This window comes from Streptomyces sp. NTD91 (assembly GCF_059510455.1).
The window spans coordinates 56,681-70,170 of record NZ_JCAJZW010000032.1 but is presented as its reverse complement, the minus strand read 5'-3'; the positions used below and the strand labels follow the sequence as shown (position 1 = coordinate 70,170).

The 13,490-nt window shown below is 71.7% G+C and carries 12 protein-coding genes and 3 pseudogenes; 8 read left to right on the top strand and 7 right to left on the bottom strand.

Annotated elements, in window-relative coordinates; translation table 11 throughout:
• Window positions 1–3: 3 nt before the first annotated feature.
• The 5 genes and pseudogenes from AC5WRT_RS27725 (at window position 4) to AC5WRT_RS27705 (ending at window position 4,766) form a co-directional block, all read left to right on the top strand.
• Complete coding sequence (locus tag AC5WRT_RS27725) at window positions 4–1,137, top strand: aromatic ring-hydroxylating oxygenase subunit alpha (protein WP_496096796.1); 1,134 nt, start codon at window positions 4–6, stop codon at window positions 1,135–1,137.
• A gap of 181 nt (window positions 1,138–1,318) precedes the next feature.
• Window positions 1,319–1,738, top strand: a pseudogene (locus AC5WRT_RS27720) (SpoIIE family protein phosphatase); the annotation flags it as partial.
• Window positions 1,739–1,996: 258 nt separating this feature from the next.
• Window positions 1,997–3,178, top strand: coding sequence for an NAD(P)/FAD-dependent oxidoreductase (locus AC5WRT_RS27715; RefSeq protein ID WP_496100708.1), 1,182 nt, complete (start codon window positions 1,997–1,999; stop codon window positions 3,176–3,178).
• Between the two features lie 164 nt (window positions 3,179–3,342).
• Window positions 3,343–4,170, top strand: a pseudogene (locus AC5WRT_RS27710) (serine dehydratase beta chain); the annotation flags it as partial.
• Window positions 4,171–4,577: 407 nt separating this feature from the next.
• Entirely contained in the window at window positions 4,578–4,766 is a 189-nt protein-coding gene (locus AC5WRT_RS27705) for a hypothetical protein (protein WP_496100707.1), read from the top strand.
• 32 nt (window positions 4,767–4,798) lie between these two features.
• Here AC5WRT_RS27705 and AC5WRT_RS27700 read toward each other — a convergent pair.
• Window positions 4,799–5,053: pseudogene (locus tag AC5WRT_RS27700) on the bottom strand (rhodanese-like domain-containing protein); the annotation flags it as partial.
• Between the two features lie 72 nt (window positions 5,054–5,125).
• Here AC5WRT_RS27700 and AC5WRT_RS27695 point away from each other — a divergent pair.
• Window positions 5,126–5,413 (top strand): metal-sensitive transcriptional regulator, encoded by a 288-nt coding sequence (locus AC5WRT_RS27695; RefSeq protein ID WP_496100706.1) that lies wholly within the window; start codon window positions 5,126–5,128, stop codon window positions 5,411–5,413.
• A gap of 207 nt (window positions 5,414–5,620) precedes the next feature.
• Here the strand turns inward: AC5WRT_RS27695 and AC5WRT_RS27690 are convergent, their stop codons facing one another.
• From AC5WRT_RS27690 to pyrF, 3 genes are all read right to left on the bottom strand, one after another.
• Window positions 5,621–6,133 (bottom strand): DUF2231 domain-containing protein, encoded by a 513-nt coding sequence (locus AC5WRT_RS27690; RefSeq protein ID WP_496096766.1) that lies wholly within the window; start codon window positions 6,131–6,133, stop codon window positions 5,621–5,623.
• A 155-nt stretch (window positions 6,134–6,288) separates the two neighbouring features.
• Window positions 6,289–6,447 carry a hypothetical protein gene (locus AC5WRT_RS27685; protein ID WP_496096765.1) on the bottom strand — a complete coding sequence of 53 codons (159 nt, stop codon included), beginning with the start codon at window positions 6,445–6,447 and terminating at the stop codon, window positions 6,289–6,291.
• Window positions 6,448–6,594: 147 nt separating this feature from the next.
• Window positions 6,595–7,290, bottom strand: a complete 696-nt coding sequence (gene pyrF / locus AC5WRT_RS27680; protein WP_496100705.1) for an orotidine-5'-phosphate decarboxylase — start codon at window positions 7,288–7,290, stop codon at window positions 6,595–6,597.
• A 190-nt stretch (window positions 7,291–7,480) separates the two neighbouring features.
• On the opposite strand from pyrF, the gene AC5WRT_RS27675 reads away from it, so the two are divergent.
• Window positions 7,481–7,633: an XdhC family protein gene (locus tag AC5WRT_RS27675; protein ID WP_496096763.1), complete on the top strand. Its 153-nt coding sequence runs from the start codon at window positions 7,481–7,483 to the stop codon at window positions 7,631–7,633.
• A gap of 33 nt (window positions 7,634–7,666) precedes the next feature.
• On the opposite strand, the gene AC5WRT_RS27670 is transcribed toward AC5WRT_RS27675, so the two are convergent.
• Window positions 7,667–8,764 carry an SGNH/GDSL hydrolase family protein gene (locus AC5WRT_RS27670; RefSeq protein ID WP_496100704.1) on the bottom strand — a complete coding sequence of 366 codons (1,098 nt, stop codon included), beginning with the start codon at window positions 8,762–8,764 and terminating at the stop codon, window positions 7,667–7,669.
• Between AC5WRT_RS27670 and AC5WRT_RS27665 the strand changes: the two genes are divergently transcribed.
• Entirely contained in the window at window positions 8,763–8,996 is a 234-nt protein-coding gene (locus AC5WRT_RS27665; protein ID WP_496100703.1) for a hypothetical protein, read from the top strand. The genes AC5WRT_RS27670 and AC5WRT_RS27665 overlap by 2 nt on opposite strands.
• Before the next feature lie 81 nt (window positions 8,997–9,077).
• Here AC5WRT_RS27665 and AC5WRT_RS27660 read toward each other — a convergent pair whose 3' ends face one another.
• Together AC5WRT_RS27660 and AC5WRT_RS27655 are read right to left on the bottom strand one after the other, a co-directional pair.
• The gene (locus AC5WRT_RS27660) at window positions 9,078–11,495 is read right to left on the bottom strand and encodes a glycosyl hydrolase family 95 catalytic domain-containing protein (protein WP_496096762.1); all 2,418 of its coding nucleotides are present in this window, start codon (window positions 11,493–11,495) and stop codon (window positions 9,078–9,080) included.
• Window positions 11,496–11,678: 183 nt separating this feature from the next.
• Window positions 11,679–13,472, bottom strand: coding sequence for an alpha-galactosidase D (locus AC5WRT_RS27655; RefSeq protein WP_496100715.1), 1,794 nt, complete (start codon window positions 13,470–13,472; stop codon window positions 11,679–11,681).
• Between the last annotated feature and the right edge of the window lie 18 nt (window positions 13,473–13,490).

Genomic DNA, 13,490 nt, shown 5'->3' with positions numbered 1-13,490 from the left:
ACCATGACGACGACCGGCCTTCCCCCCAGCCTGATCGCCACGCTGACCGGTGAGTACTACACCGACCCGGAGGTCTTCGCCCTGGAGCAGGAGCGCATCTTCGAGGCCATGTGGTTCTGTGTGGCCCGCGCCTCGGAGCTGGGCGGGCCGGGCCGGTTCCGCACCCACCAGGTGGGCCGTGAGAGCGTGCTCGTCACGCGCTCACGGGACGGCTCGGTCAAGGCCTTCCTGAACATCTGCCGGCACCGGGGCGCGAAGCTGTGCCTGGAGGAGTCCGGAGAGGTCAAGCGCGCGTTCCAGTGCCCGTACCACGCCTGGACGTACGGCCTGGACGGCAAGTTGGTGGCGGCGCCGAACCTGACGTCGATGCCGGACATCGACCGCACCGCGTACGGCTTGATCAACGTCCACGTCCGCGAGTGGCTCGGCTATGTGTGGGTGTGCCTGGCCGACACCCCGCCGTCCTTCGAACAGGACGTGATCGGCGCGGTCGTCGAGCGGCTCGGCGACGCCGAGCCGATCGAGAACTACGACGTGGACAACCTCCAGGTCGGCAGGCGGATCACCTACGACGTGCGGGCCAACTGGAAGCTGATCATCGAGAACTTCATGGAGTGCTACCACTGCGCGACGATCCACCCCGAGCTGACGGAGGTGCTGCCGGAGTTCGCCGACGGCTACGCGGCGCAGTACTACGTCGGCCACGGCGCCGAGTTCGGTGCGGAGGTCAAGGGCTTCACCGTCGACGGCGGCGAGGGCCTGGACCGTATCCCGGGGGTCGCGGAGGACCAGGACCGCCGCTACTACGCGATCACGGTCAGGCCGCAGGTGTTCGTCAACCTGGTGCCGGACCACGTGGTCTTCCACCGGATGTACCCCATGGCGCACGACCGCACGGTGGTCGAATGCGACTGGCTGTACCTGCCGCACGTGGTGGAGAGCGGCAAGGACGTGGACCGCTCGGTGGAGCTGTTCCACCGGGTGAACCAGCAGGACTTCGACGCCTGTGAGCGCACCCAGCCGGGGATGAGCTCCCGGGCGTACGCCAAGGGCGGTGTCCTGGTGCCCAGCGAGCACCACATCGGCGCCTTCCACACCTGGCTGCAGGACCGGCTCCACGTGCACCCCGCCCGCTGATCCCCGTCCCCGGCAGCCCGTCCGCCTGCTGCCCCGTCTTCTTGCAGGGGGACGGGCCCTGTTGGCCCCCGGGCACGTGCCGGGGCCGCCATCCACACCGGGGGGTGGCCACGCGCCGGCGTCCGGCCCGGGGGCCGAGCGGCAGGCCGGGCAGCGGCCGTCGGCCGCGGCTGCGTCCGCGCACACCATGGAGGCCACCCTCCAGCGCAGCCTGCCGCCCCGCTACCTGCCCGAGCAGTCGGCCCTGGAGGTGGCCTACCGCCTCCTCCCCGCGCAGGCCGGGGCGAGCGGTGACCGGTTCGACGTCATCCCGCTGCCCGGGACCCGGGTCGCCCTCGTCGTCGTTGATGTCGTCGGCCACCGGCTGCACGCGGCGGTGACCATGGGCCGACTGCGCACGGTGGTGCACAACTTCTGCGCCGCGGATCTGCCTACCGACGAGCTCCTCGGCCCCATGGACGAACTGGTCGCGCGGATCGACGAGACCGGGACCGCCGAGTCGGAGGACGCCGGCATCGCCGGTGCCACCTGTCTGCTCGCCGTCCACGACCCCGTCTCCGGCCGCTGTCGTGCCGCCCGGGCCGGTCCTCCGGGGCCCGCCTCTGAGCTCGGGCAGCCATCTCCTGTCACCCCGCCCTGTGTTGCATGCTGCGCAATTTTCTTCGCCGGCACGGACTGGTGCGTCCCGTGCCCTTGACAGGGGTCCGAAGCACCGGAAAGCATGTTGCGTATAACGAACGAGGTTGTGCCATTAGAGACAGTCAGGTGGGACAACCGTTCGAGACAGTCACCTCCCACGCCGTCGCCCCGCCGCCTGTCACCGCGCGACCGACGGCTCCACATCCCACGGAGAGCCCGCATGAGGAGCATCACCGTCGTCGGCGCGTCACTGGCAGGCCTGAGCACGGTCCGCGCGCTGCGCGCACAGGGCTACGACGGCGAGATCGTCGTCGTCGGGGAGGAGCGGCACGCCCCTTACGACCGGCCGCCGCTGTCCAAGGACTTCCTCAGGGGAGATCTCGACGCCGAGGCGCTCGCGCTCGGCGACGCGGACGAGTACGAGGATCTCGGCGTGCACTGGCTGCTCGGCGAGCGCGTGGTGCGGCTCGACCCCGCCGCCCGGACCGTCGCACTGGCCGGCGGACGGCACGTGCGCACCGAAGGTGTCGTCATCGCGACCGGCGCCACCGCCCGTACCCTCCCCGGGATGGACACACTCGCCGGCGTCCACACCCTGCGCACCCTGGACGACGCTCGGGCGCTGCGCGCCGAACTGCTGAGCGGTCTGCCCCGGGTGGTCGTGATCGGGGCCGGCTTCATCGGTGCCGAGGTGGCCTCCACCGCCCACCGGCTCGGACTGCACGTCACGATCGTCGAGGCGTTCGACGTCCCGCTGGAGCGTCAACTGGGCCGCGAGATGGGGCGGGTGTGCTCCTCGCTGCACCGTGATCACGGCGTGGGCCTGCTGTGCGGCACCGGCGTGGCCGGGCTCGTCGGCGACGGCCGGGTCACCGGAGTGCGCCTGGCCGACGGACGCGTGCTGCCCGCCGACATCGTGGTGGTCGGCGTGGGGGTGCGGCCCGCCACCGACTGGCTCGCCGGCTCCGGCGTCGAGGTGGACGACGGCGTGGTGTGCGACGCCGGCTGCGCCACCACCGTCCCGGGTGTGGTCGCCGTCGGTGACGTCGCCCGCTGCCCCCACCCGTTCACCGGGCGGCACGCCCGGATCGAGCACTGGAGCAACGCCACGGAGCAGGGGACGACGGCCGCCCGCACGCTGCTGACGGGGGTGCCGGCCGCCGCCCCGGCCACCGCGCCGTACTTCTGGTCCGACCAGTACCGGGTGCGCATCCAGCTCGCCGGGCACGTCGCTCCCGGCGCCGAGCCCGAGGTGGTCGACGGCGACCTCGACAGCAGGTGCTTCACCGCCGTCTATCGGCGCGAGGACACCCCGGTCGCGGTGCTCTCCCTGAACCAGCCGAAGCTGTTCAACCGGCTCCGCCGCACCCTCGTCCCCCTCGCCGTGCCCGCCGTCTCATGAGCACCGCGCATCAACTCACCCGGGTGCACCGGAGGCTGGCCATGCGGACCGAGCGCCGGGGCCGGCGCCCCGACGGGTACGCCTCGGCCCACCCCGGCCGGTGACCGACGACCCTCCCGCAGGGGCGTGCTCGGAACGCCCCGTTCCTCCCCCGGAGTTATGGCGTGGCAATCAGCGTCTTCGACCTGTTCTCCATCGGTATCGGCCCGTCCAGCTCGCACACCGTCGGCCCGATGCGCGCGGCCGCGATGTTCGCCGCCCGGCTGAAGAAGGACGGCGTGCTGGCCCAGACCACGGCGGTGCGAGCTGAGCTGTTCGGCTCCCTCGGCGCCACCGGCCACGGCCACGGCACCCCCAAGGCAGTCCTGCTCGGCCTGGAGGGCAACGAACCCCACACGGTCGACGTCACCCAGGCCGACCTGGACGTCGAACGGATCCGCGGCACCGGCCGGATCCGCCTCCTCGACGCCGAGATCGGCGCCGCCCACGAGATCGACTTCGACGACTCCACCCAACTGGTCCTGCACCGCCGGCGCTCGTTGCCGTACCACGCCAACGGCATGACCCTGTTCGCGTACGACGTCGACGGCGTGCCGCTGCTGGAGAAGACGTACTACTCGGTCGGCGGCGGATTCGTGGTCGACGAGGACGCCGTGGGGGCCGACCGGATCAAGGCCGACGACACGGAGTTGCCCCACCCGTTCCGCACCGGTGACGAGCTGCTGCGGCTCGCCCGCGAGACCGGCCTGTCCGTCTCCGCGCTGATGCTGGAGAACGAGCGGGCCAGGCGCAGTGAGGAGGACATCCGCGCGGGTCTGCTCGGAATCTGGCGGGTCATGGAGGGCTGTGTCTCCCGCGGCCTGTCCCGCGAAGGCATCCTGCCCGGTGGCCTGAAGGTCCGCCGGAGGGCCGCGTCGGCGGCCCGGGCACTGCGCAGCGAGGGCGACCCGGCGGACCGCGCGCTGGAGTGGGTGACCCTCTACGCGATGGCGTCCCGGGGCAGCGCCCCGGTCCACCCGCCCGGGCCGTGCGCGTCCGGCGCCCCCCGCCGTGAGCGCGGGCGCCGCGCTACTTCGCCGACGCCCCGTCGCGCTCGTCGCGGATGGGTGCGGCGGCGGCCCGGCACGCTAGGCGCTTCGGCTGGGACGCGGCCGCGGCGGCGACGGCGGAGGTGTACGCGGCTGCACTGCACGACCGCCACCTGCGCGGCTGAACATGGGCGGCGCCCGGTGCCCCGGAGGTTCATGAGCACCGTTCTCCTGCCGGCGGAAGGACGCACTGGCGAACCGTTGCATCACCGGGCGATCCCGTGGGAACAGAGGGACGATGGAGGCGGAGGGAGTGCGCATGCGGGCGAACACATGAGTGGCGTGCAGCGCATCACGACGCGGGAGTGGCGATGAGCAGGGACGGCCTTGCCCGGCAGCGGGCAAAGACGCGGGGCGGCGGCTCCCGGCTGCCGTCGCGCCGTGCGCCGCGCCCCACCGCCGCACGCAAGGCGTCCGCCAGGAAGGGGGACTGGGTGCTGCTGCCCGGCGGCTCGTGGCGGCGCGTCGAGACGATCCGCGTGCGCGGTCTGTTCGGCTGAGCGCAGTGCGCGGTCCGCCGCGTTCGGCCGCGGCGCAGCGCGGCGAGCGTCGTGGCCGGGTCAGCCGCGCGGGACGGCTGCGGAGCAATTGGCCCAGCACGGCCGCCATCGCGCACGTGTCGGTGAGCGCGGAGGAGACCAGCCCACCCGTGGTGTCGGCCGGCGGGGACCGGAAGGCCGGATGCACCAGCAGGCAAGGGAGCAGGCCCAGCAGAACGAGCGTCCCCGCGGTGAAGGCGGACCTGCCGCTCCGTGATCCGGCCGCCGCGTGTGGCCAGGGCGCATGGGATCCTTGGTGTTCGCCGTTGTCCCCGCCCGGACGTACAATACCCCTTGGGGTATATCTCTGAGGAGTGATCGTGGAACTGGAGCTTGAGGGCACATCCCTGCGGGCCGTGTTGAACCGACTGCGGCGCGCGCAGGGCCAGATCTCCGGTGTGATCCGGATGATCGAGGAGGGGCGGGACTGCGAGGAGGTCGTCACGCAGCTGGCCGCAGCCTCGCGCGCCCTCGACCGGGCCGGGTTCGCGATCATCGCCACCGGCTTGCAGCAGTGTGTGCTCGACATTGAATCGGGCCGCAAGAACGGTGAGGATCCGCAGGCGATGCGCGCCCGTCTGGAGAAGCTCTTCCTCTCGCTGGCATAGGCGGCGCCGGCGCCGCAAGGGGTGGTGGCACGGTCGGCCGGACCACCGTGTCGACCAGCAGGAAGCCGGCCACCGCCGGCAGGACCCGGCGCACAGAACGAAGGCGGGCCCGACCCCCCGGGGCCGTCCGCGCGCAAGCCGCGTGCGAACCGCCGGGGGCCGGGCCCGCCACCTCACCCGAGGGCTGGGGCTCCGCCCGATCCAGGATCAGGAGCCGTCCTCGCCGCGCGACGCCGTCTTCGAGTACGCGTCGTGCCAGGCCGCCTTCGCTCCGGAGTCACCGATCCGGTACACGTCCACCACGGCACCCACGGCCACGGCCAGCGAGAGCACACCCACGACGATCCGCACCGGCAGCGCGGTCCAGCGCAGGCCGCCGCCCTGGCCGGACTCCGCCTGCGCACGGCGGCCCGCCCACCACACGACGGCCGCCAGCACGAACAGGCCCAGGGCCCACGGCAGCAGCCCGTCTCCCAGCTCGGTGTGCCTGCGCACCAGGGCGTCGTCGTCCACGTGCCGTTCGAGCCATTCGCCGGCATGTGTGGTCAGCGGCACGCTCGCCAGGGCTATGAAGGCCAGCAGCGGCAGCAGCACGCCCAGCCGGCGGGCGGCCCGCGGCCACAGAGCCGCCGCCACCAGGGCCAACGCGGTGAGGGGTATCAGTACGACGACCACGTGAACCAGCAGGACATGGGCGGGCAGACCGTTGATCAAAGTCATACGAATGCTCCTGAGGGGGGTTGAGGCGTGCCAGCCTGCCACAACAAATTCTCAGTAACCTCTGAGTCCGCTGAGACCCGAGGGGAAGCAGTCGGCGCCTCCCGGGCCAGGTCAGCCGGTCCGGGGCGGGGGGCGGATCGGTCCGCGGGCCCCGGTCACCGGTGCGGATCGTCGGCGGGCAGCCAGGCGGCCGGGCCATGGACGCCGAGGTCTTCGACGCCGGCGCGGGGGGCGTCGACGCCGCCGAGGACCGCGGCACGATCCTCGGCGGCGCACCGGACCACCGACCAGGTCCAGTGGATCTCCGGTGCCACGACCGGACGTCGTACCGGACCGTGCGAGAGCCGGGGGGCCTGGCCGGCGTCCGCACCGGCGGCGGACTGTCTCTCCTGGGAGCGCCGGTGGGCAACGCGATCCCGGCGCAGGTGCGTTGCGCCGCCGTCCTGTGCGCCTCCGGGTCGCTACGCGCCCAGACTCGCGCCGACGAGACGGAACGCGGCCGCGGGATCCGCGGCACGGGTGACCGCCCGGCCCACGACGATGTGCGAGGCACCGGTCGCCAGGGCGGCACCCGGTGTTCCGGGGCGGGCATGATCGGCCGGGGCCTCACCGGGCGGGGCGACCCCCGGGGTGACGATCAGGGCATCGGGACCCAGGACGCTCCGCAGGGCCGCGACCTCCCGAGGCGACGCGATCACTCCGTGACAGCCGGCCTCGCCCGCCAGCCGGGCCAGCCTCAGCACCTGCCCCTCGACGGAGCCGCGGACGCCGATGTCGGCCAGGTCCCCGTCGGTCATGCTGGTGACCACGGTCAGGGCGAGGACACGCAAGCCGGGGAAGGCACGGGCGGCATCGACGGCGGCGGTCATGATGCCCGCTCCGCCCATGCCGTGCACGGTCACCATGGAGACGCCCAGAGCCCCCGCGGCGCGCACCGCACCGGCGACCGAGTGCGGGATCTCGAAGAGTTTGAGGTCCAGGAAGACCTTCTTGCCCTGCGCTGTGAGGCGTTCGACGAAGTCGGGTCCGGCCACGGTGAGAAGTTCCAGGCCGACCTTGTAGAAGCCGCACTCCTCGCCCAGCCGGCCGACGACGTCCTCGGCGGTGGCACGGTTGTCGCAGTCCAGGGCGACGATGATCCGGTTGTCTTGATCCACGCCGCCATTGTGCCCTCCTGTTGCACGACGGCCCGTCAGAGAAGGCCGGCCCTCTGGGCGAGGCGCGGCGCGCCGGAGTGGCTGACGGTCCTGGTGGCCGAGCGCATGCCCTCGGCGCGGACCCGGGCCCCCCGCACCGGGCCCTCGGCCGACGTGGACGTCCCCGTCCTGTGCGACGCGCTGACCTCCGGTGGCCGACGCCGGTGCGCTGGGCTCACGCCGCACCCAGGACCGCCGTCCCGCGGAACTGGTCGAGGCGGGCCAGGACGAGGAAGGGCTCGGGCGGATCCACGGGCCCGTCGGCCTCGGCCTGGGCGCTCGCACCCCGACCGAGACCGCGTGACGGGGCCGCCGGACGTTCGTCGGCCGGTGTGCCTCAGCTGCGCAGGAGCCGCAGGTCCGTCGCGTCCGCCATGGCCTCCATTCCCTCGTCGTTGGGATGGATGTGGTCGCCCGAGTCGTACGCCGGGTCGAGGGCGGCCGGGTTGTCGGGGTCACGCATGGTCCGGTCGAAGTCGACGACGCCGTCGAAGGCACCGCTGGTGCGGATCCACCGGTTGACGCTCTGGCGGATCGCCTCGGCGGACGGTGTGTAGTAGCCGTTGCCCTGGTCGGGCATCAGCGTCGCGCCGATGATGCCGACGTGGGCGGCGTGCGCCTCGTCGATCAGGGTGCGGTAGCCGTCGATGAGGTCCTGGGCGGTCAGCGGCCGGCCGTCCGGACCGGCGTCGTTGCCGATGTCGTTGATGCCCTCGAAGAGGATCACGTCCTTCACACCCGGCTGGGCGAGTGCGTCGTGCCCGAAGCGCTTGAGGGCGCTGACACCCTGCCAGAGGTTGGGGACGTCGGTGAGGACGCGGTTGCCGCCGATGCCCGCGTCGACGACGCCGAACCGCTGCGGGCCGGGTCCGGCGCCCAGCCGGCGTGCGAGGAAGTCGGGCCACCGGGTGTAGGTGCCGGTGGAGGAGTGGTAGCCGTCGGTGATGGAGTCGCCGAACGCGACCACGGTGCCCTTCGCGGTCGGGGACACCACGTCGAGGCCGGCCAGGTAGTACCAGGATGTCGTGGTGGAGTCGAACGCGGCCGCGCTGTCGTCCCCCGTGCGGTTGCCGGAGGCGATGTACGTGGTGTCGAAGGCGTCGGAGTGCCAGGTCGACACGCCGGTCGGGCCGGGCACGTAGACGCTGACGAGCAGGTTCTCCCCGGCGGCGACGGAGATCGGGACGACGTCGCTGACCGCCTCTTCGCCGGCGGGGATCGTGAGGTGCACCGATCCGCCGAAGGTGACGTTCCGTGTGGTGCCCCGCGTGGCCTCCCCGCCGCTCGCCTGGACGGCCACGTCCACCGCGCCGACCTCGAGCGGTCCGCTGCTGTACCGGTTGGACAGGGTGATGCGGGCGCCCGTACCCGCGACGCTGCTGTGCACCACCATCCGGATGGTCCGATCGTCGAAGGAGGGGCCGCCGGTCGTCATGCTGGGCGACCAGGCGCTGACCCGGGTGCCTTTGCCCGGCGACGAGGACGTGGCGGCGCCGGCCGCGGTCGCGGTGCTGGGCGGCACCACCGTCAGGGCCGCTCCGGCCAGCGCGCCGAACACCGACAGCAGTGTTCTGCGGCGCCGTCGGCGCGCCGCGGTCGTGCTTCCGTTCTCCGGGTACATCGTCGAACTCTCCACTCTTCTCGTGGTGCGCGGCAGACCGGGCTGAGATACCGGGGCGGAGGGCCCCCGGTGCCGCCCGACGAAGTCATGCCCCGTGGCGCGGACGTCGGGGCGACGGGAACCGGTCTCAGCCGAAGCTGCCCAGCGTGACGGACTCACCTGGCCGGAGACTGACCTTGCGCGAGGTGCCGTTCGCGAAGACGGTCGTGTCACGGCCGCCGACGCTCCTCAGCGTCACCTGGGTGACCCTGCCGTTCTTCCATCTGAGGTCGGCGACGAAGCCGCCGCGGACTCCGACGCCGGACACCGAGCCGGAGGCCGCCCAGGCGGCGGGCAGCGCGGGCAGCAACTCGACGTGTCCCGGCCGCGAGTACACCAGCATCTCGATCATCGCGGAGGGCGTGCCGAAGTTCGCGTCGATCTGGAAGATGCCCCGGCCCTGCCCCATGTCCATGATGTCGAACAGGTTCGGTGCGGTGCCGTTGCCGCCACCGACCGACGGCTTCAGGTTGGTGACGACGAGCTGGTACGCCTTCTCCGCGTTCTTCAGGCGCGACCAGCACAGGCTGCGCCAGGCGTTGGACCAGCCGTAGCTGTTCATGCCGCGGGCGGTGAGCAGGGCCGTCGCGCCGGCGAGGATGTCCTTCGGAGTGGAGTCGTCCGGGCGGATCCGGTCTCCGGGGAACAGGCCGATGAGCGGGGAGAGATGCCGGTGTGTGGTATCGCCGAGGTTGTCGGGCGACATCCACTCCTCCAGCCAGCCGGTCCTGGGGCTGACCACCGGCAGGTAGAGACGCTCCCGCAGGCCGTCGACGGTCGCGCTGTAGGAGATGTCCCGGCCCAGTACCCGGGTCGCGGTGTGGTAGTTGCCGAAGAGGTTCCAGACCAGTTCCTGGGCGTAGGTGATGCCCTTGGCGTCCAGCGGTCCCTGCTCGGGTGACCAGTCGCTGTCGGCGATGAGGACCTCGCGCGACGCTCCGGACGCGTCGGTGACGGTGGTGGTGAGGAGGCGGGCCTCCCAGAACTCCACGGCACCCTTGAGGAGGGGGTACACCTTCTCGAGGTAGGCGTGGTCCTGGGTGTATTCGTAGTGTTCGAAGAGGCTCTGGCAGATCCAGGCGTTGCCGGCCGGATGCCACCACCAGCCGCCCCCGCCGTAGGGGTTGGTGGAGATCGCGAGGGTCCAGCCGGCGATCTTCCCGCTGGAGTTGCGGTACCTGTTGGCCGGCGAGTTGAACAGCCGCTGGGTGACGTGCGTCCAGCACGGCAGCTGGGCCAGACAGTAGTCGGCGAAGGCGTCGAAGCAGCCGGACAGGCCGGCGCGGTCGGCGGTCCAGTAGTTCATCTGGACGTTGATGTCGGTGTGGTAGTCGCCCATCCAGTCCGGGGCGATGCCGTCCAGCCAGGGCCCCTGAAGCCCCATGGGGAGGCTGCCGCGCGATCCGGAGATCATCAGGTAGCGGCCGAACTGCAGGTAGGCCGCCTCGAGTTCGGGATCGGGTACGTCGTCCCGGTAGCGGGCCTGCACTCGTTGCCAGGTGTCCAGCGCGCGCTGCGCGGCGGACGACGTGCCGAGGTCGATGTCCAACTGCTCGAAGAGCGGCCGGAAGTCGGCGACATGGGTGTGCAGCAGGGTGGTCGCGCAGTGGCCGGCCGCGTCCAGGACTTTGGTGCGGGCCAGGCGCTCCGGGTCGACGGACGGGTCGCGGAATCCGGCGGCCGCGTCGGGCGCGTAGTCGGTGCCGCCGCTGACCACGACGGTGAGGTCCTTGCAGCCCTTGAAGGAGACCGACGTACCGTCGACGCAGACCTGGCCGTCGCTGCTGCGGGCCGTGACGGCGGCGCCGTACTTCAGCCCGTTGGCGAAGGACGCGCCGAACGAGGCGTGGCGCCCGGCGCGGTCGGCGCTGACGGTCTCGCCGTGGGCGCCGGCGAGGGAGACCGTACCGGTGTAGGTGCCGCCGCCCTGCTGGGAGAAGTACAGGACGATGACGTCGTCCGGGCGGCTGGCGAAGATCTGCCGCCGGTAGGTGACGCCGGACAGCTCGTACGAGGCGCTGACGAGCCCCTGGGCCAGGTCCAGCGAGCGGCGGTAGCCGTCGACCGCGCCCAGGTCGTGGCCGGGGACGTCCACGGTGAGCTCGGCCAGCAGGGTCAGGGAGCCGAAGTCGTCGCGACCGTAGGGGAATTGGCCGTCGCTCTGCAGCGTGTCGTTGAGGCCGCCGGTCCACAGGGTCGAGTCGGTGATCCTGAGCAGTTCGGTGGCGGGGTCATTGCTCACGAGCGCTCCGAGGCGCCCGTTCCCCACCGGCAGGCCCTGCTGGATCATCGAGGTGGGGGAGGCGGGGGCCTGCCACCACAGCTGGTTCTTCGCGGCTGCGGCCGCGGACAGCAGTGGCGAGGCGGTGGGGCGGACGGGGGCCGCGGATGCGGTGAAAGCGGGCAGACCGCCGAGGGCGGCGGCCGCGCCGCCAGTGGCGGCGAGAGTCAGAAAGCCCCTGCGGCTCGGGTGGGTGTCGCGCGATCCGGTGTGCTCGGTGTCCACGGGTGCACTCCATGTCGGGGGAAAGGCGCGTGCGGGGAGACGACGGACACGGGGACCGTCGGGCGTCGGGTGGGGCCAGTACGGTGGGGATGCCGGGGGCTGAGGCCGGCAGGACACGCGTGGGCGACCTCGGGTGCACGCGGGCCCGGTGCGTGTGTCGCCGGCGGGCCCGCGTGCGTGGGGTCAGGCGGACTTGGGTACGTCGATCCGGTCGATGTCGGGGGAGTAGTCCCAGCCGCTGTCGAACGTGACGGTGTTGGTGCCCGCCTTCAGCGCCAGCTGGACGCTGACGGTGTCCACGGTGCTCCAGTCGCCGGTGGAGGGGAACCGCAGACTGGTGCCGTTGCCGCTGTTGGAGTAGACGGTGACCGAGCGGGGATCGCCGCTGACATAGCCGACGTCGACGGTGTAGATGCCGTCCTTCTTCACGGTGATGTCGTTGAACTGCAGCTTGCTGTCGAGGTAGAGGTTGCCGACCTTCTTGCCGCCGGAGCACGCGTCGCATCCGGCGACGGAGGCGTTGCCGGTCAGGGTGTTGTCGGCGGACTCGGCCTCGTAGCGCGTGGTCGCCAGGGGCGTGCCGCCGGGTTTGACGGTGAACAGCCGGGAGCCGTGTGCGGGCAGCGTCGCGGTGATCCTGTTCCGGTGCGTCCCCAGATCCTGGTGGTTCCACAGGTCGCGCACGGAGGCGGCCCCGGTGAAGCCGAAGGACGCCCAGTCGGCGGTGACGGAGGCCGAGGAGGTACCGAGGTTGAACAGGGCGACGGTGTAGGTGCCGTCGGCGTTCCTGGTTCCCCAGACCTGCTGGTCGCCGAGCGGGGTGACGGGACGGGCGACGGGCGAGTCGTTCTGGTCGACCGCGATGACCTCCCGGTTGGTCAGCAGCGAGAGGCCGTAATCGTCCAGCTCGGTGAGGTCGTCACCGGTGAACAGGGGCGACTTGCTGATGGCCCACAGCGTCATGTAGCTCTGGCGCTCGGCGTTGGTGAGGCCGTCCATGGCGCCGTTGCCGACGTCGAGCGCGTCGAGGTCGTTCCAGCCGCCGGGACCCGCCTCGTGGCTCCAGGCGGGCGCGTCGTTCCAGCGGTCGTCGACCGAGTTCTGCCAGGTGACCAGGGTGTTGCAGTAGCACTCGACATCGGTGTCGATGCGCCAGCCGTTGGAGTACTTCTTCCAGTCGGCGGCGTGTCCGATGTCGAGCGACCAGGACAGCTCGAGGTGGATGGGGCGGCCGGTCGCGGCGATGGCCCGGTGCCAGGCGGCGACGTCCGCGACGTTGTTGTAGTTGTCGCCCGACTTGAACGAACCGGGGCCCACACCGTCCAGTTTGAGGAAGTCGTAGCCCCAGTCTGCGAGCATCCGCGCCTGCGAGTCGATGTACTTCTGCGCGCACGGGTTGTCGAAGTCCAGCTTGTAGGCGCTGTCCCAGCCGTTGGTGGTGCGCAGATCCGGGTAGACGACGTCCGCCGTGGTGCAGCCGGGTGCGTTCCAGATGGGTGTCCTGCCGTCGCCGTACGCGCCCTTCTCCAGGCCTACGGGCAGATAGATGCCGGCCTTCAGGCCCTGGGAGTGGATGTGGTCGGCGACGGACTTCATGCCGTGCGGGAACCGCACCGGGTCGGGTGTCTGCCGGCCGTACCGGTCGAACTCGGACGTCCAGCTCTTGTCCATCCACCAGCCGGCGTCGATGTTGACGTAGTCGTAGCCGTACTTCTTCAGCGTGGTGGCGAGGGCGTCCGCCTGTTTCAGGACGTTCGCCTCGGTGAGGTAGCTGTAGTTGCCGTCAGGGTTCAGGCCCGGGTACCGGGAGGACTGCATGCTCCAGCTCGACCAGCCCATGTACGGCCTGGCGGCTGGGCCGGATCCGGCATCGTCGGCGGAGGTGGCCAGAGCCGGGGCGGCGGTGCGGCCCGGGGAGCCGGACGCGGCGGCCGGGACCGCCGAGGCGAGTCCGGCGGTGACGGCGAGGACGAGCAGCGCTCCGACGGTACGTCG

Bases quoted from the DNA above. Each gene is read 5' to 3' on its own strand.
- AC5WRT_RS27715 (WP_496100708.1), top strand. From the start codon at position 1,997: ATGAGGAGCATCACCGTCGTCGGCGCGTCACTGGCAGGCCTGAGCACG.
- AC5WRT_RS27690 (WP_496096766.1), bottom strand. From the start codon at position 6,133: ATGACTTTGATCAACGGTCTGCCCGCCCATGTCCTGCTGGTTCACGTG.
- AC5WRT_RS27725 (WP_496096796.1), top strand. From the start codon at position 4: ATGACGACGACCGGCCTTCCCCCCAGCCTGATCGCCACGCTGACCGGT.
- AC5WRT_RS27670 (WP_496100704.1), bottom strand. From the start codon at position 8,764: ATGACGACCGGCGGCCCCTCCTTCGACGATCGGACCATCCGGATGGTG.
- AC5WRT_RS27705 (WP_496100707.1), top strand. From the start codon at position 4,578: ATGAGCAGGGACGGCCTTGCCCGGCAGCGGGCAAAGACGCGGGGCGGC.
- AC5WRT_RS27665 (WP_496100703.1), top strand. From the start codon at position 8,763: ATGCTGGGCGACCAGGCGCTGACCCGGGTGCCTTTGCCCGGCGACGAG.